The sequence below is a fragment of the Alteromonas mediterranea DE genome, assembly GCF_000020585.3.
Classification (GTDB): Bacteria; Pseudomonadota; Gammaproteobacteria; order Enterobacterales; family Alteromonadaceae; genus Alteromonas; species Alteromonas mediterranea.
The window spans coordinates 2,977,819-2,995,679 of record NC_011138.3 but is presented as its reverse complement, the minus strand read 5'-3'; the positions used below and the strand labels follow the sequence as shown (position 1 = coordinate 2,995,679).

Annotated in this window: 17 protein-coding genes; 12 read left to right on the top strand and 5 right to left on the bottom strand. The window is 45.2% G+C overall.

The features are described from left to right. Position 1 precedes the first annotated feature (1 nt). The 3 genes from MADE_RS13310 to MADE_RS13300 all read right to left on the bottom strand — a co-directional run bounded on the left by MADE_RS13310 (position 2) and on the right by MADE_RS13300 (position 2,298). Positions 2 to 1,057, bottom strand: a complete 1,056-nt coding sequence (locus MADE_RS13310; protein WP_012519024.1) for a potassium channel family protein — start codon at positions 1,055 to 1,057, stop codon at positions 2 to 4. A gap of 147 nt (positions 1,058 to 1,204) precedes the next feature. Beyond that, positions 1,205 to 1,885 (bottom strand): PspA/IM30 family protein, encoded by a 681-nt coding sequence (locus tag MADE_RS13305; RefSeq protein WP_012519023.1) that lies wholly within the window; start codon positions 1,883 to 1,885, stop codon positions 1,205 to 1,207. A 23-nt stretch (positions 1,886 to 1,908) separates the two neighbouring features. Next, on the bottom strand, positions 1,909 to 2,298 hold the full coding sequence (locus tag MADE_RS13300) for a DUF2170 family protein (RefSeq protein ID WP_012519022.1): 390 nt from the start codon (positions 2,296 to 2,298) through the stop codon (positions 1,909 to 1,911). 241 nt (positions 2,299 to 2,539) lie between these two features. Here MADE_RS13300 and MADE_RS13295 point away from each other — a divergent pair, with 241 nt between their 5' ends. The 6 genes from MADE_RS13295 (at position 2,540) to secF (ending at position 8,921) form a co-directional block, all read left to right on the top strand. Then, a complete protein-coding gene (locus MADE_RS13295; RefSeq protein WP_051343514.1) occupies positions 2,540 to 2,836 on the top strand; it encodes a DUF6471 domain-containing protein in 297 nt (98 codons plus the stop codon). 411 nt (positions 2,837 to 3,247) lie between these two features. Then, positions 3,248 to 4,294: a tRNA preQ1(34) S-adenosylmethionine ribosyltransferase-isomerase QueA gene (gene queA / locus MADE_RS13290; protein ID WP_012519020.1), complete on the top strand. Its 1,047-nt coding sequence runs from the start codon at positions 3,248 to 3,250 to the stop codon at positions 4,292 to 4,294. A gap of 299 nt (positions 4,295 to 4,593) precedes the next feature. Next, the gene (tgt, locus tag MADE_RS13285; RefSeq protein WP_014950189.1) at positions 4,594 to 5,706 is read left to right on the top strand and encodes a tRNA guanosine(34) transglycosylase Tgt; all 1,113 of its coding nucleotides are present in this window, start codon (positions 4,594 to 4,596) and stop codon (positions 5,704 to 5,706) included. Positions 5,707 to 5,730: 24 nt separating this feature from the next. After that, complete coding sequence (yajC, locus tag MADE_RS13280; protein WP_012519018.1) at positions 5,731 to 6,069, top strand: preprotein translocase subunit YajC; 339 nt, start codon at positions 5,731 to 5,733, stop codon at positions 6,067 to 6,069. 55 nt (positions 6,070 to 6,124) lie between these two features. Further along, positions 6,125 to 7,969: a protein translocase subunit SecD gene (gene secD / locus MADE_RS13275; protein ID WP_015067622.1), complete on the top strand. Its 1,845-nt coding sequence runs from the start codon at positions 6,125 to 6,127 to the stop codon at positions 7,967 to 7,969. Positions 7,970 to 7,979: 10 nt separating this feature from the next. After that, the gene (gene secF / locus MADE_RS13270; RefSeq protein ID WP_012519016.1) at positions 7,980 to 8,921 is read left to right on the top strand and encodes a protein translocase subunit SecF; all 942 of its coding nucleotides are present in this window, start codon (positions 7,980 to 7,982) and stop codon (positions 8,919 to 8,921) included. A 111-nt stretch (positions 8,922 to 9,032) separates the two neighbouring features. On the opposite strand, the gene MADE_RS13265 is transcribed toward secF, so the two are convergent. Further along, positions 9,033 to 9,917: a LytTR family DNA-binding domain-containing protein gene (locus MADE_RS13265; RefSeq protein ID WP_012519015.1), complete on the bottom strand. Its 885-nt coding sequence runs from the start codon at positions 9,915 to 9,917 to the stop codon at positions 9,033 to 9,035. A gap of 135 nt (positions 9,918 to 10,052) precedes the next feature. Between MADE_RS13265 and MADE_RS13260 the strand changes: the two genes are divergently transcribed. After that, entirely contained in the window at positions 10,053 to 11,270 is a 1,218-nt protein-coding gene (locus tag MADE_RS13260) for an acyltransferase family protein (RefSeq protein ID WP_012519014.1), read from the top strand. A gap of 192 nt (positions 11,271 to 11,462) precedes the next feature. Here MADE_RS13260 and suhB read toward each other — a convergent pair whose 3' ends face one another. Next, a complete protein-coding gene (suhB, locus tag MADE_RS13255; protein ID WP_012519013.1) occupies positions 11,463 to 12,239 on the bottom strand; it encodes an inositol-1-monophosphatase in 777 nt (258 codons plus the stop codon). Positions 12,240 to 12,630: 391 nt separating this feature from the next. Between suhB and trmJ the strand changes: the two genes are divergently transcribed. The 5 genes from trmJ (at position 12,631) to MADE_RS13230 (ending at position 17,659) form a co-directional block, all read left to right on the top strand. After that, positions 12,631 to 13,416: a tRNA (cytosine(32)/uridine(32)-2'-O)-methyltransferase TrmJ gene (gene trmJ / locus MADE_RS13250; protein ID WP_012519012.1), complete on the top strand. Its 786-nt coding sequence runs from the start codon at positions 12,631 to 12,633 to the stop codon at positions 13,414 to 13,416. A 5-nt stretch (positions 13,417 to 13,421) separates the two neighbouring features. Next, complete coding sequence (gene cysE / locus MADE_RS13245) at positions 13,422 to 14,246, top strand: serine O-acetyltransferase (protein ID WP_012519011.1); 825 nt, start codon at positions 13,422 to 13,424, stop codon at positions 14,244 to 14,246. 121 nt (positions 14,247 to 14,367) lie between these two features. Next, positions 14,368 to 15,843, top strand: coding sequence for a flavin-containing monooxygenase (locus MADE_RS13240; protein WP_012519010.1), 1,476 nt, complete (start codon positions 14,368 to 14,370; stop codon positions 15,841 to 15,843). 145 nt (positions 15,844 to 15,988) lie between these two features. Beyond that, on the top strand, positions 15,989 to 16,474 hold the full coding sequence (gene iscR, locus MADE_RS13235; RefSeq protein ID WP_012519009.1) for a Fe-S cluster assembly transcriptional regulator IscR: 486 nt from the start codon (positions 15,989 to 15,991) through the stop codon (positions 16,472 to 16,474). An 18-nt stretch (positions 16,475 to 16,492) separates the two neighbouring features. Beyond that, complete coding sequence (locus tag MADE_RS13230) at positions 16,493 to 17,659, top strand: IscS subfamily cysteine desulfurase (RefSeq protein WP_012519008.1); 1,167 nt, start codon at positions 16,493 to 16,495, stop codon at positions 17,657 to 17,659. The last annotated feature ends 202 nt before the right edge of the window (positions 17,660 to 17,861 follow it).

Genomic DNA, 17,861 nt, shown 5'->3' with positions numbered 1-17,861 from the left:
TTTAGTCCGCGTCTAAAGACGACCAGTTAATGGCATTTATACGCCGCTCTGCAATATAGAAAAGGGTATCGCCTGGGTTTAACGTAGCATCTAGCGACGGATTAACTACCATCTCTTTTACCATGCCGTTAGGGGCGTAACCAATAAATATGGCGTCGTGTTTGCGTTTCAAGTTAACAAATAGCTTGGCGACGGAAATTGTTGGGCTAGTCTGTGGAATCTTTACAGAAAATTGTGCTTGCCCCTCATCAATGCTCAATAAATCGTGATGAAGCATGCTTGAGCCTGGGTCAAATGCGGCCTTAACCAGCATCTCTATGGCGACGCTTGGCGTGCATTCGACTTTTGGACAATGATCCTGAAGTAGGCTAACTAAGCTGTCGTCATCAAAATAAGCCACTTGGTGCGCGTCTGGATTACGCTTCGTGCAGTACAGCGCTGTAGTCATGGTGACGTCGTCTTGGGGGTTATCAATAAGAATGGTTCTCGCTGTTGCTACACAAGCGCGATCCATGTCTTCGTCTTTGTTAAACGAGTCGACTTTTACAAACTCTATTACACCGGGTAGTGGGTTGGTGATATCCGCTTTTACGCACAGTACAATATCGGGGCGTTCAGGCATGGCGTCACGCTCTTGCAGAATTAAATCAAGCAGCAGCATGGTGCGCTGCTCGTTCCATCCTATTACTAAGATGTGACCGTCAAGCATTAAGCTATTCATACCCATAAACCCTTTTTTCCATTGAAGTGAAACCCAAGCTGCAATTCGACCAATCACCATGGCGAAAATACTTAACCCTAGCGGAATAACGTAAAGCGCTACGACAAGTTTTCCGGCAGGGGTAACGGGCGATAGATCGCCATAACCCACTGTTGAAGCAGTAACGGCAAGCCAGTAAACAAAGTCAGTATGTGCAATGAGGTCGTGTTCATTGGCAGCGTAAAGCAGCCAATAGCTTGTTACTGCGTAAAAAGCGGTGGCACCGACAATGGTATACCAGCGTGACTCTGCAAAATATTGCAGCATGATTTTTCGCAGTTTTATCCATGGAGACATAAAAGAAACAGCCCTTGTTATGCGTGCCCTTACTCTGCCTTGAAGTGCTTGATTTGTCTAGGTAAGCTTGCTGCTATACCGCTATATTTGAAGATAATTTTGTAACAAGCATTAAAAATGGGAGCACTGGGCTCCCATGTGTTTTACTTACTTGCCAAGAATTCGCGCTAGTTCGTCGTCGGCAGAGGTTTTACCCCCTTTGATCCCCGCTTCTGCTAGGCGCTTTTCAAGGTCGCTACTCGATTCTTCGCTAGCAAGCTCTTCTGCCGCTTGTAGCTCTGCGTTGCGCATCTTTTGCTTATCTTGAATACGAGACAGCGACTCTGTTGCTGTTTTCATCTTACTATTTGCGCCCATGTGGCGTGAAGATACGGCAACTTGTGCTTTTTGCACGCTTTCGGTTGCTTTAACCATATCAACCTGCTGTTCAAGGCGACGCAAGTTTGCTTTAGCCTGTTGGATATTGCTGGCAAGCTGCTTTTCTGATTGCTTGAACTGGTCAAGATAGGTTTGCTCTTGTTCACGTTCTTCTTTTAGCTCAGAGACTTTTTGCGCACAATCTAGGGCCAGCTGTCGATCGTTATCAATCGCTTTACGGGCGTGTTCTTCGTACTCAGCAATCGACGAATTAAAGCTGTCTACTTTCTGTTGAGAAAGTTTACATTTCGCCAAAATTTGTGTGCGTGCATGATCTGATTTGCGCAATTCTTCTTTGGCTTCTCTGATTTCTTGTTCCAGAATTCGAATAGCCTGACTGTCTGCAACAGACTGCGCAGCTTCGGTAGCACCACCTTTTACTGCAGTAATTAATTTTTTCCACACTGACATTCGCTTCTCCTTAGAAGTAAATTTTAAATTAGGTGTGTTTCGTAGGCATCTAGGAATGATGCTACATTCTGAAACAGAGTTTCCACTTCAATAACAATACTTTCGGCTTTCGATTGGGCGCTTAATGCACCAAAAGCCGTGTAATACTCTTCGCCACTAATCGTCGAGATGCCTACTGTGGTAAGAGGGAAGACCATATGAGTTGAGAGTATTTCATGGTCTAACGCCGGCTTATCTTTTACTTCAGACGCTGAAAATAAAAGACTTTCAACTAAAATCTGTTCTCCGCTTATGGCAAGCCACGCATCGATACCATCTTGATTGGCAATCTGCAAGCAGCCCTCTTCACGTGTTACCACAAAGTCATCGTGCTCTTTAAACAGGGCTTCGATGCTTTCTAGTTCCCAGCTCATACCTATCTCCTTTAATTATTGAAGCGATAATTTCGAAAGTGAATGTCGTGTCAGTCGTGTTTACCTTTGTGCGCCTCTTAACAATGAGACAAGGCGCTGTAAGGTGAATAACACTGGCTGTACTGTAACGACTATTTTCACTTTCGCCAATATCTTGACTTGCAGTGTAGACCTAGTGTGCCATAATCGTCAATATCAAATGCGTTCTTTAAGTGTAAAAAAATGTTTTTTTGTAAAATATATGTCACATTTTTATGGTTTTGGGGGTTGTGTGAACACTAAAAATGGGTGGCGACAAACGGTTGCACGGGTGGTCAAATCAGAAATGTCTGTGCGCGGTGTGAAATATCAAGCCTTAAGCCAAAGGTTGCAAGAAATTGGTGTAGAGCAGAGCGCTGACAACCTGCGCAATAAGGTGAACAAAGGTATTATGGGAGCGGATTTATTGCTTCAAATACTGTACGTATTAAAAGCACGCCCAATAGATGCCGCGCTTTTAGAAGAAATCTTAACTGATCTTGAGCGCCAAAACGCGTAAAATACCGTTACTTTGAAATTTGGCTGTGGTTTGAAAAGTACGAAAGGGAAACCGTACTATAAAAATAGCGCGCAGCAAGGTTTAAAACGTGCAGATAAAAAAATACCCAGCAAGTGCTGGGTATGAATGATAAGGAATGTTTATGGGAGAACATCATCACTATCTGGGCGTATCTTAAGCGATTAAGTAATTAAGTGCTATCGAATAAATGAATTTGTCCGTATGTTGTTCGATAAGTAGTTATCTAAAAATATACATGTCAACTCAAGTGTTTGAAATTATTAAATTAAATTTTTATTTAATGCAGGGTATCTTGAGTTTGTGTAGGGTTTCTTAACCTTTAGTAGTAACTTAAAAGAAACTTAATCTAGTACTTTTGTCTAACAGTAAGACCTCAACATTGTCGTATTTATGAAATTATCTGATTTTAGCTTTGTTCTACCCGAAAACCTTATTGCCAAATATCCAACGCAACAGCGCACTGCCAGTCGTTTGCTACATTTAGACGGTAAAAACGGCAAGGTTGAACATACCATGTTTGCAGACATGCTTAAATTTGTAGAGCCGGGTGATTTACTGGTTTTTAATAACACCCGTGTTATACCTGCGCGCCTTTTAGGTAAAAAAGAAACCGGCGGTCAAGTGGAGGTGCTCATTGAGCGCATTACATCTGACACCACCGCACTTGCCCATGTGCGCGCAAGCAAAGCGCCGAAACCGGGTACTAAGCTCATTCTAGAAGAAAAAGTGAATGTAACTGTTACCGGTCGAGACGACGCACTGTTTATACTGCAGTTTGACCACGATGAAACCGTATTAACGCTGCTGGAAGCCCACGGTCATATGCCGTTACCGCCTTATATCGACCGTCCGGATGAAAACTCGGATAAAGAGCGTTACCAAACGGTGTACAACGAAAAGCCTGGTGCTGTAGCGGCACCTACCGCAGGGTTACATTTTGACGACAGTATTTTAAACGCGTTAAAAGAAAAGGGGGTTAACCTAGCCTTCGTTACCTTGCATGTAGGCGCGGGCACGTTTCAGCCCGTTCGTGTTGATAATATTCAAGAGCATAAAATGCACGCTGAATTCGCCGAAGTGCCTCAAGATGTGGTTGATGCCGTGTTAAATACAAAAGCAAATGGCAAAAGGGTAATTGCAGTAGGGACCACTTCGGTACGCTCACTAGAGTCGGCGGCGAAAGCGAGTGCAGAGCGGGGCGATGAACAGATTATCGCGCCCTTTAATGAAGATACCGAAATCTTTATTTACCCTGGTTTTGAATTTAAAGTTGTGGACGCTATGTTTACTAACTTCCATTTACCGGAATCTACGTTAATGATGTTGATTAGCGCATTTGCAGGTAAAGAAAACGTGATGAATGCCTATCAAGAAGCGATAGCGAAAGAATACCGATTCTTTAGCTATGGCGATGCTATGTTTATTGAGCGCGCTTAAAATGGTAGCGGTTTGCTAAAAACACCTCGTCATGTGTTTTACGCTACGACGTTAAAAAACCGTTGCGATTTCGGTTAACTCGTTTCGAAATCGCAACAAACCCATTGAGGTTTGGCCGTTTAATATAGCCTTATTTTACGCAAAAAGCAGGCAAAAACAGGCTATAGCAGGCGCGGTTCTAGCCCAGTTACAGATAAACATAGATACGGGGCATGATCTCAGCCAAATTACTGGTATAATCGCCGCCAATTTATTTTTATACCCAGCGCAAAAGCGCACCAAAGTGGGAATGCTTTCACATGCAATTTGAGTTGTTAAAAACCGAAGGCCGAGCACGACGCGGTCGTTTGGTGTTTGAACGCGGTGTTGTTGAGACCCCAGCGTTCATGCCGGTAGGTACGTACGGTACCGTTAAGGGAATGACCCCTGAAGAGTTAAAAGACAGTGGTGCTCACATCTGTCTTGGTAACACCTTTCACCTAATGCTGCGCCCAGGTACGGGGATTATTCGCCAGCATGGCGACCTGCACGATTTCATGAATTGGGATAAGCCTATTCTTACTGATTCGGGCGGTTTCCAGGTATTTAGCCTTGGCGATTTGCGTAAAATTACCGAAGAAGGTGTAACTTTCCGTTCGCCAATCAACGGCGAGAAGATCCTTCTTACGCCAGAAAAGTCGATGGAAGTTCAGCGCGACTTGGGTTCTGACATCGTGATGATTTTTGACGAGTGCACGCCGTATCCTGCCACTGAGCAAGAAGCGCGCGTTTCTATGGAAATGTCGTTGCGTTGGGCCAAACGCAGTAAAGAAGCCCACGGCGATAACCCCGCGGCTCTGTTTGGTATTATTCAAGGCGGTATGTACGAAGGGTTGCGCGATGTGTCGCTTGCTGGCCTTGAAGCCATTGGTTTTGACGGCTATGCCATTGGTGGCCTGTCAGTGGGCGAGCCAAAAGAAGACATGATCCGCATTATCGATCATACGGCGCCAAAAATCCCTGAAGACAAGCCGCGCTACTTAATGGGCGTGGGCAAGCCGGAAGATTTGGTAGAGTCTGTGCGTCGCGGTATCGATATGTTTGACTGTGTTATGCCTACGCGTAATGCGCGAAATGGTCACCTTTTTGTGACTGAAGGCGTGGTGAAAATTCGCAATGCGAAACACAGGAACGACACCTCACCATTAGACGAGAATTGTGATTGCTACACTTGTAAAAATTATTCTCGCTCTTATTTACATCATTTGGACAAATGTAACGAGATTTTGGGTGCGCGTTTAAACACCATCCATAACCTTCGTTACTATCAGCGTGTTATGCAGGGTCTTCGCGATGCGATTGACGCAGGTACGCTTGACGAATTTGTACAAGAATTTTATGAACAAAAAGGGTTGCCGGTTCCGGCACTATAACAACGATAATATTTGGGGAATTTTATGAGCCTATTTATCTCGAACGCTTACGCGCAATCTGCTGGCGGTGCTCAGCAAGGTGGTGGCATGGAAATGATTATCATGCTTGCTGTATTTGGTCTAATTTTTTACTTCTTGCTTTATCGCCCGCAGGCTAAGCGCGTAAAAGAGCATAAAAACCTCGTGTCTTCACTTGGCAAAGGTGATGAAGTGCTAACACAAGGTGGTTTAGTAGGTAAAATTACTAAAGTGTCGGAAGAAAAAGATTTCATCGAAGTTGCACTTAACGATTCAAACAACATTGTTGTTCAGAAGTCTTCAGTAACTGCTGTGCTGCCTAAAGGCACAATGAAGTCACTGTAAGTAACAACCGCCGGGGCCGGGATGCTACCCGGTACTGGCACGAAAGGATTATCCAGTGCTAAACAAAAACTCTATCTGGAAGGTACTGAGTGCACTCATTGTGGTTGCAATGTGTGCACTTTACGCACTTCCTAACATTTACGGCGAAGATCATGCCGTACAAATCTCAGCAGGTCGTGATGCTGTGGTAACTAACGCCACGGTAGAGCAAGTAAAGGCCGCGCTAAACGAAAAAAACATCTCGCCGAAGCGTGTTGAGTTTGAGAACGACCAAATTTTGGTTCGCGTTTCTGATTCAGATACACAGCTAGTAACCCGCGAAACTTTAGAAAAGACGCTTGGTGACGACTACTACGTGGCAATGAACCTTGCCCCAGACACGCCGGAATGGCTAGAAGGGTTAGGTGGCGCACCGATGAAACTTGGTCTTGACCTTCGCGGTGGTGTGCACTTCTTGATGGAAGTGGACATGACGGAAGTTATCACTAAGTCACTGGAAGATGCTGAAAGCGGCTTTCGCACCTCTCTGCGTGAAGAGGGTATTCGTTACCGTGGTGTTAAACAAGTAGACGACCATATCGACATTACCTTCCGCGATGAAGATACGTTAGATAAAGCGGAGTTCTTCCTGCGCAACCAAAGTCGTGACCTAACGTTTAACCAAATTGATGACTTAACCCTTCGCGCTATTTTCGCGGAGAGTAAGCTTCAAGAAATTCGCGACAACGCGGTTAAGCAAAACATCACTATCATTCGTAACCGTGTTAACCAGCTTGGTGTTGCTGAGCCTCTTGTTCAAAAACAAGGCGCTGACCGTATTGTTGTTCAGCTCCCCGGTATTCAAGATACCGCTCGTGCAAAAGAAATTCTAAACGCGACGGCGACCCTAGAATTCCGCATGGTTGATCAGAAAAACGATATTCGCGATGCATTGAACGGCCGTGTTCCTCCTGGTTCTCAGGTGATTGAAGATCAGCAAGGTATTCCACAGTTACTTGAAAAGCGTATTATGCTTACTGGTAGCCACATTATTGATGCTAATAGCGGTGTTGATGAATATGGTCTTCCAAATGTAAATATCTCGCTAGACTCTGAAGGCGGTAACAAAATGTCTCGCTCAACCCGCGGCAACATTGGTAAGCCAATGGCAACGGTGTTTATCGAGTACAAATCTACCGGAGAGCGAAATGACGACGGTAAACTTGTGTTCGAAAAGCATGAGCAAGTTATCTCAGTTGCCACCATTCGTGCGCAGCTTGGTAGTAAGTTCCAAATTACCGGTCTTGATTCTCCAAAAGAAGCTCGTGATTTAGCGTTACTACTTCGCGCGGGTGCACTTATTGCGCCAATTCAAATTGTTGAAGAGCGCACCGTAGGCCCAAGCTTGGGTAAAGAAAACATCGAGCTAGGTATGCAGGCTATTATCTATGGCCTTGCGGCTGTGCTTGTTTTCATGTTGATTTACTACAAAGCGTTTGGTGTGGTAGCGAACATCGCGCTTATCACTAACCTGGTAATGATTGTAGGCATCATGTCGATGATCCCGGGCGCAACCTTAACGCTTCCAGGTATGGCGGGTATTGTACTTACCGTTGGTATGGCGGTAGATGCTAACGTGCTAATCTTTGAGCGTATTCGTGAAGAGCTTCGCGAAGGGCGCAGTCCGCAGCAAGCTATTCACCACGGGTACGACAGTGCATTCTCAACCATTTTGGATGCGAATATCACTACTTTCATTGCTGGTTTAATTCTGTTCGCAGTTGGTACCGGCCCAATTAAAGGCTTCTCTATTACGCTAATGATTGGTATCGCAACTTCAATGTTTACCGCTATTTTGGTTACTCGCGTTATTGTTAACGCAGTATGGGGCGGCAAACGTGTAGAGAAATTAGCGATTTAAGGAGCGTAAAATGCAGTTATTAAAATTATCCGAAACCGTTAATTTCATGCGCCTTCGCATTCCAGCGATGGTGTTATCTACAGTCTTAATCCTTGGCTCGTTTGTGTCATTAGGGGTAAACAGTCTTAACTGGGGGCTGGATTTCACTGGCGGTACGCTTATTGAAGTGGGCTACGAAGACTCGGCTGACCTAGAAGCTATTCGCGTGCAGCTTAACGAATCGAACTTTGAAGATGCGATAGTGCAAAACTTCGGTAGCAGTCAAGACGTGCTTATTCGCATTGCACCGCGTGATGGCGTAAAAGCCGTAACCATTGGTGAGCAGGTTCTTGCGGCACTGCGTGCAGATGGCACCTCGGTGGATATGCGCCGTATTGAGTTTGTTGGACCTAATGTCGGTGAAGAACTGACAGAGCAGGGCGGGCTAGCAATGCTGGTGGCACTGTTATGTATCTTGGTTTACGTGGCGATGCGTTTTGAATGGCGCTTTGCACTGGGTTCCGTTTCGGCACTTGCCCATGACGTGATCCTTACGCTAGGTCTATTCTCGGTACTTCAAATTGAATTTGACCTTACGGTGCTTGCAGCTGTACTCGCGGTTATTGGTTATTCACTTAACGATACCATTGTTGTATCAGACCGTATCCGTGAAAACTTCCGCAAAATTCGTAAAGGCGAGCCGGTCGAGATTATCAATATCTCTCTAACGCAGACCCTTAATCGTACTATCATCACCTCACTAACCACGGTGTTAGTATTGGTTGCCTTGTTCTATAAAGGTGGTGCGCTTATTCACGGTTTCGCCACTGCGTTGTTATTCGGTGTAGTAGTAGGTACTTACTCATCGGTGTATATCGCAAGTTCGGTTGCCCTAGCATTAGGTATAAGTAAAGAAGACCTAATGCCACCGCAGGTAGAGAAAGAAGGCGCTGACTTAGATCCAATGCCTTAAGCAGGCTATGGCGAGCAGCGCTAATTACGTTAAATGAATAAAAAGCCGCACAGTGTTGCGGCTTTTTTGTAGGTGTGAATCACACTGCTTTTCAATAGTCGCAAACAGTGTTTATTTATCAATAGCCAGCTTATACCTTCGTGACATCTTAACAGTATGGCCATTTTTTAATGTAATTACGCCATCGCCGCTGTCCCCGACCTTTACACTTTCAACATCATTAAGGTTTACAGCAAAAGAGCGGTGGACCCGTGCAAAAGGCAAGTAAGCATTTTCATCTAGAAATGAGGTTAGCGTAGTACGCATGGGGTAAACCTTATCGTCAATGTGTAAGTTGACATAATTGCCCGAAGAGGCCAACCAGTTGATATCTTGCTTATTAATTAGAAACTCATGGCCATTTTTTTTAATCAATAATAGTTCATGCTTGAAGGCTTTTTCATCTGGAGCATTTTGTGTATTGCGCTGGTCTAATTTAGCTGACTCAAGCCCGATATTGCTGGCGTTACCTAACCATTGTGCTACCACATAGCGATAACACCAAATCATTACTACAAAAAAGATGAAAGACCATAAATCTTTTCGCATTTCATAAATGAGTTCAAAGAACCATTGTTCTGCAGAAGTGGCGAATTGGTAATTGCCACCCACTAATGCGTAAATAATTTCTCTACTAACAATCATAAATATAATATGTGTGGCTGCAAAGCACAGACCCACAGCACTATATAACGCAATGCTAAAAGTAAACCGTTCCCATTGCCAAGGAAAATGGTTGAGTATCTTTGCCAGTGCTATCACCACGCAGAAGCTGCCAACGGCACTGGTATACTCCCAAGCAAAAGGTTCCCATTGGGCAAAAGGTAGCGGTGGCGTGCGCATGGCTTCCATGAGTACCGTGGTGCTATTGATAAATCCATTGACTAAAAAATACAGGCCCAGAAGGGAAAGGGATATTGAGCTTTGATGCGCTTGAAACCACGCTTTATTAATCATGCGAACACTTGTCCTTCCGTCACTTAATTCCACCGCTTGTCACTTTTTTCAACACTTTCAATAGCTTGGTTGGTAGTTTGTTTATACTCACGTTGCTAAAAATTGAAGGCGCTTTTCGCCTCAATAAGGGACAAGATGAACACAAAATACCACACACGTTTAACGTCAGAAAATTCACGAATAATAGTGCTTGATTATCTTAGAGTATTCGCCGTCATTGTTTTGTTCTTTTTTCATCTTGGTATGGTTTGGGTGCCCGAGTGGAACTTTCATTTTAAGCAAGAAACACAGTGGTTTTGGCTGCAACACATTTTATTGATAAGTTCACCGTGGAGAATGGGGCTGCTGTGGTTTATCGCGGGCACGTCGCTGTATTTTATGCAGCAAAAATACGGACTGGCTTTTTTGTTAACCCGAAGAAGCAATGCGATATTACTTCCCCTATTAACAGGTATTTATTGCATAGTTCCTATTCAGTTATTTGTTGAAATGACGCAAAAAGGCGCAATCGATACCTCTGTAGGCTATTTTTTCATTCAATTTTATTTTGGTGCGAATGACTATTTTAATGGTTTTAGTGCTGGCATATGGCATCACGTCGACGTAAACCATTTGTGGTTTCTTCGTTCTCTTTGGCGGTTCACGTTATTGTTGGTTATTTTTCATCTGCCTCTTAAGTGGGTACGCAACAGTTTAGGCAATTTCAATAGTGTATGGTTGTTGTTACTTGTTTCTATTTCGCTTTTTGCATCACAAATAGAGGAAAGTGACTTACAGCGTGATATTTACGGCTTTGCGTGTTCAGTTTGGGGCTACTTTTTTGGTGGTCAAGTGCAATTTTGGGGGTGGCTACGCGATAGGCGCGGGGCGCTGATTGCGTTCGCCATTATACTTACTCTGTCTTATGAAGTGGGGTTTAAAGTAGTAGGATACCAACCTGATAACCTGCCGATAAAAACCATTGCATTATGGTCGTATTACTTAGCTAAAGTATTCAGCGTATTTGCAATTTTGGCACTGGCAGACAAAGTCTTCGTAACGGCGAATCCCGCGGTAGTTAAAGCGAATGGATATGTTTTTCCTCTCTATGTAATTCATCAAAGCGTGATAATTGGCGTCAGCTATTTTATTACGAATACAGCACTGTCTGCGCCTACGGCAATGGCGTTATCTGCCGTCGTGAGTATGTTGCTTTGTTTCCTACTATTACTGCTGTGTAAATATAGTGCCGTGACAGGCTTGTTTTTAGGTAAAAAAGCGCCGGCATCCCATTGGCTGTCAGGTAAAACGGCCCAAATGATCATAACCGTTTGTACGTTGCCCTTAGCATTGAGGCTAGTAGGCTTAATATAGGGAAGGGAGGGAGTATACAAAAGCGCAGTTTTGGCATGTTTGCGTTCGCAATGAGGTACAAAAAGCAAAAAGGCGCGAATTAAAATAATTCGCGCCTTATCGTTTATTTGTTCGTTTTACGTACGCTGTGGCGTAGGTTAAAAAAAGTTGCTAAGAAAAAGCATCTGTTTCGACCCCAGCCAGCCCACATTTTTACTTAAGGTGTTTTACCAAGCCTTGAACTACCTTTGCACTACCGGCAACAATTTCGCCCTTGTGTAGTGGGTCGTTATTACCTTTAAAGTCTGTAACCAAGCCGCCTGCTTCGCGAACAATAAGTTCACCCGCTGCGATGTCCCAAGATTTGATGCCGCGTTCCCAGTAACCGTCGTGACGACCAGCTGCAACATAAGCAAGGTCTAGTGCTGCACTGCCTGCACGGCGAATGTCGCCCACTTCGTGGAATATTTTGTTCAGACTAAGTGCGTATTCACCGAATGCAGCTTTGTTTTTGAACGGAAGGCCAGTAGCAATAATGGTTTCTGTTAAATCACGAGGCTTAGAAGCGCGAATACGGTAACCGTTAAGCTGTGCACCTTGACCACGGCTAGCAGTAAATAGTTCGCTGCGAATTGGGTCAAATACAACAGCTTGGTCCAAACGACCTTTATGAAGAAGTGCGATAGAAACCGCAAAGTGGGGGATGCCTTTTACAAAGTTAGTGGTGCCATCTAGTGGGTCGATGATCCACTGATAGTCTGTCTCTGTGCCGTTAACTTCGCCAGACTCTTCACCTAAGAAGCAATGTTCTGGGTAAGACTGCTGAATTTTATAGATAATTGCTTGTTCTGCTTCTTTATCAACTTGAGTAACAAAGTCGTTCAAACCTTTCGACTCTGTTGCTACTTCGTTATATTTTTCAAAACCGCGAACAATAACTGTTCCAGCCGCACGCGCAGCGCGCACCGCAATATTCAGCATAGGATGCATAGATAAACCACCAATTGTAAAAGACCAATGAAACGAACTAGCTGTATAAAAAATAGCTAGTTATTTTCGAAAACGGGCGGAGTCTACCAGAATCCACGCACGATGCAAATGAATTCAAGGGTGAACGCAAGGCGAAGTAGAATAGCTTTTTGCCACTTTAAACGGCGATGCCTAGCAATGGGGCTGACAACATAGATAGTGCCGCGGTCTTTCGTTATGAGAAACGTCGAAAAAAAGCAAACTACATAAGCAATCGAACAGGTAGCATGCCGTTGTGAGTGAATAGCCATCTATACTGCCGCTGTGATAAACTTGCCCTAATTGAAGTTCATTAGATGATGCTTAACATATCAGTATCATCCTTTTTTGAAAGTACGTAGGTATCGCAGGCATGCTCGAAAATATTCGCATCATTTTGGTTAACACCTCTCACACTGGGAACATTGGCTCCACCGCACGAGCGATGAAGACCATGGGGCTCAGTAGCCTTTATCTTGTTGACCCAGTGAACGAACCTGATGGCCAAGCAAGCGCGCTTGCTGCAGGCGCGGGTGATGTACTCGCGAACGCAAAAATTGTAGGTACGCTGGAAGAAGCGGTAAAAGACTGTGGTTTAGTTGTAGGCACATCAGCCCGTTCTCGTACGCATTCTTGGCCTATGCTTGGCCCTCGTGATTGCGGTGAAAAGCTAGTTCAAGAAGTAGAGAAGTACCCGGTCGCATTGGTGTTTGGCCGTGAAAATAGTGGCTTAACAAATGAAGAATTACAGCAGTGTCATTTCCACATGTGTATTCCGGCGAACCCTGAATACAGCTCGCTTAACCTAGCTGCTGCGGTTCAAACCTTATGTTATGAAATTCGCATGGCCTTCCTAAATCGTGAAACCTACCCAAGCGTAGAGGAAACGTACCCATTAAACGAAGATTTAGAGCGTTTTTACGCGCACCTTGAAACGACACTAGAGGGGACATCGTTTATACGCAAGAGTCACCCTGGTGTGGTTATGACTAAGCTTCGTCGTTTGTTCAATCGAGCACGCCCAGAGTCGCAAGAGTTGAATATCTTGCGCGGTATTTTGGCGTCTATCGATAAATCGGTTAAGTCAGCAAGTGTAAGTCAAAGTGACTCAACTGAAGCGCCGGTTAACGAAAACACGTCGAAAGAAGAGCAAGAGTAAGCATTATGTTCGCCCGTATCAAAGATGACATTAAAGGGGTTTTCCATCGCGACCCAGCGGCAAGAAATACCTTTGAAGTGCTAACTAATTACCCCGGTCTACATGCAGTATGGCTACACCGCGTAAGCCACAAGTTGTGGAAGGCTGAATGGAAGTGGTTGGCACGCACGTTATCAACCTTTAGTCGCTGGCTGACGGGCATAGAAATTCACCCTGGAGCAACACTGGGCAGGCGGGTATTTATAGACCATGGTATGGGCGTGGTCATTGGCGAAACCGCAGAGATTGGTGACGATGTTACGCTATATCATGGCGTTACGCTTGGTGGTACTAGCTGGAAAGCCGGTAAACGTCATCCAACCCTTAAAAAAGGGGCGGTAGTAGGCGCTGGCGCTAAAGTGTTAGGGCCTATTATCATTGGTGAAAATGCCAAAGTCGGCTCAAATTCCGTAGTGGTGAAAGATATTCCAGACGGCGCCACTGCGGTGGGTATCCCCGGTCGTATTATTATCTCAAAGCAGGATGATGGGAAAGCGACGGTTAACCCCCAGCGTGACAAAATAGCGCAAAAATACGGTTTTGATGCGTACGCTGTAGCGCCCGATAACCCAGATCCTGTGGCCAATGCCATGGGAGTAATGCTTGAGCACATGCATCAAATGGATACCAAAGTTGAGGAAATGTGCAAGGTCATTCAGTCATTAGGTGGTGATGTGTGTACCGATAATTTACACAACATCAGTGCTGAAGATTTCGCGGATACGGGCTTTGACTTGACGGAGGCCCATGAACGAGAGAAAGCGCATTCGTCTTTCGACCCGGCAATTTAACGCCTTAGTTCCACGTCTGGATTAAGGTGTGTTTTACAAATTGTTAACGTACGTGTTGACTCCCCCGTAACTCCAACATACATTGAAATCAAAATGTTAGTTGTCACGTTTCAGGGCGGTTATGCAAAACACGTTGCCATTTCTAGACGTTTTAATCGTAGGGGCCGGTATCTCGGGTGTTGGCTGTGCGTACCATATTCAAAAGAAATGCCCTGACTTGTCATACACTATTATAGAAGCGCGTGCCGACCTCGGTGGAACATGGGACTTATTTAAATACCCAGGCATTCGCTCCGACTCTGATTTATTCACCTTTGGCTACGACTTCAAGCCTTGGAAAGAGAAAAAGGCCATTGCAGATGGCCGCTCGATAAAAGCTTATGTCGAGGAAACGGTAAACGAGAACGGCATAAAAGAGAATATACGATTTCGCACACGCGTTATTGATATCGATTGGCAAGGTGACAAGCAGTATTGGCTTGTCACGTTAAAATCAGAACAGAGCGAGCACACCGAGCAGGTCGCTACGAGGTGGGTGTTTAATGCCTCAGGCTATTACCGTTACGACAAAGGCTATACGCCTGATTTTAAGGGACAGTCGGCGTTTAAAGGTAAAATTGTCCACCCTCAGCACTGGCCAGAAGACCTAGAATATCAGGGTAAGCGCGTGGTGGTCATAGGCAGCGGAGCAACGGCAGTTACTTTGGTGCCAGCACTGGCTCAAACTGCTGCACACGTTACTATGCTCCAAAGAACGCCGTCTTACGTATTGCCTGTACCCGTAGAGGATCCTGTCGCAAAGTATTTACGTGCGTGGTTTAACGACAATATTGCATTTAATGCCGCCAGGCGCTTTAACATCGCGAAACAGCGCTGGGTATACGCATTTTGTCAGCGCTTCCCGAAGCGAGCTCGAAAGATAATACGCAGCCTAAACGTTAAGATGCTGCCCGAGGGGTACCCTGTCGATACGCACTTCAACCCGCCTTATAATCCGTGGGAACAGCGACTTTGTGCCGTCCCGGGCGGTGATTTATTCGAGTCTATTTCTAAAGAAAAGGCGTCCATTGAAACGGATACTATTGCTACGTTTACCGAAACAGGCATTAAGCTTGATTCAGGTAAGCATATAGAGGCCGATATTATTGTAACGGCCACGGGTTTGAACCTTCTTCCGCTAGGGGGGTTAATTCCTAAAATAGATGGCGAGGCTGTTAAACTACCTGAGTGCATCACCTATAAGGGGATGTTACTCAGTGGCGTCCCTAATTTTGCCATTGCGGTGGGCTATACGGCATCTTCTTGGACACTAAAAATTGGCCTTCTATGTGAGCATTTTACCCGTTTGCTTAATCATATGAATAAACGAGGCTTTACGCAGTGCACCCCTATTGCAGAACCGGATATGGAAACACAACCACTGCTTAACTTTGGCGCGGGTTATATTCAGCGTTCACTCGATAAGTTACCCCGGCAGGGTACGCGTTATCCTTGGTCGATGTCATTTAATTATGCCGAAGACGTGAAAATTTTCAGAAAGGGACGTGTTGACGACCCAGCGTTGAAATTTGAAAAACGTCATGAAAAAAGGGCCTGACAAGGTCGCACACGCCCAAGGTATTTTCATAAAAAAAAGCGATTGATTAAATCAATAATACTTGACTAATTTACTGGGTTTTATACTTGACCATTTTAGTCAGGTATGTGAGAATTTCGCCATTATATAACGGCGGGAGAATCCAATGAAACTCACTTCTAAAGGGCGCTATGCGGTTACCGCAATGCTTGATGTCGCTTTGCATTCAAAGCGTGGTCCAGTGCCTCTTGCCGACATTTCAGAACGACAAGAAATCTCTTTATCTTATCTTGAGCAGCTGTTTTCTCGCTTGCGCAAAGAGCAGTTAGTCGACAGTGTTCGCGGCCCCGGCGGCGGCTACCTATTGGGTCGAGAAGCGAGCGAGATAGCCATAGGTGAGGTGATCCGCGCAGTAGATGAGTCTATCGATGCGACGCGCTGCCAAGGGCAGGCCGATTGCCAAGGCGGTGATCGTTGTCTAACCCATAGTCTGTGGCAAGATTTAAGTGACCGCATTGCGGCGTTTTTAAATTCAATTACCTTAGGTGAATTAATGGCAAAGCGGGATGTACAAGAAGTAGCGGGTCGTCAAGACGGCAATGCATCACTTCGTCATATCACCAAAGATATTGAAGTAAGTATTCAACTTTAAATAGGTTTTGAGCATCGCATGGCTTTATCAACACCCATTTACTTAGATTACGCGGCAACAACGCCGGTCGACCCTCACGTCGCTGATGCGATGTCGAAGTGCCTAACCCTAGATGGCAACTTCGGCAATCCTGCTTCTCGCAGTTACCGTTTCGGCTGGATGGCAGAAGAGGCCGTCGACGTTGCCAGAAATCAAATTAGCGACGTACTTAATTGCGACCCTAGAGAGGTCGTGTTTACCTCAGGTGCAACGGAATCAAACAACCTTGCGATTAAAGGCGTAGCACAAGGATATCAGGAAAAAGGAAGACATATCATCACGGTGAACACCGAGCATAAAGCGGTGTTAGATACCTGTGAGTACCTCGAAAGCCATGGCTTTGAGGTGACTTATTTAAGCGTAAAGCAAGACGGCTTACTTGATATTAATGATTTGAAAGGCGCCATGCGCGACGACACCATTTTAGTGTCGGTCATGCATGTCAACAACGAGCTTGGTGTAATTCAAGATATGCAAGCTATTGGCGAGCTTTGCCGTGAACATGGAGTGCTCTTTCACGTGGATGGTGCACAAAGTGTAGGCAAGATTGCTATCGATTTAGCCCAAGTGCCTATCGACTTGCTTTCTATCTCGGCGCATAAGATTTACGGGCCGAAGGGAATGGGAGCTTTGTATGTGCGTCGCCGCCCTAAAATTAATTTGGTTGCACAAATTCACGGTGGCGGGCATGAACGCGGTATGCGCTCTGGGACGCTGGCCACTCACCAAATTGTAGGGATGGGGGAAGCACTCGCGTTAGCCGCGTCGAAAATGAAAGATGACAGCGCTCGCATACTCTCACTGAGGGAGTCGCTTTGGCAAGGTTTACAGCAGCTTGACGGCGTTTATCTAAATGGCCATGCCACTCAGCGAATCCCTGGCATCTTAAACGTCAGTTTCGCCGGTGTTGACGGTGAAAGCTTGATGATGGGACTGAACGATATTGCTGTGTCATCGGGCTCAGCATGTACATCGGCAAGCCTTGAACCCTCTTATGTGTTAAAGGCTATTGGGCGAAGTAATGAATTAGCGCACGCCGGTATCCGTTTTAGTGTTGGGCGTTTTACAACCCAAGACGACATAGATTACGTAGTAAAGAAAGTAGTAGACGTAACTACACGATTACGTGAAGCCGTAACGGCTTAAATCTTCTACGAATCTGAGCCAAAGCGAAGACGATGAACAAAAATTAATGGCCATACGGCGGTGACGAAGCCGTAGGCTCCGTTAAATAAGTATTTACCGCCGTAAATTAGTGGCTGAATATTTGAGTGAAATAGTCGGGTATTATATACTACGGCACCAAAATTTTAGGCTGTCCTCAATGTAACTGGCAGCTTCAACTGCG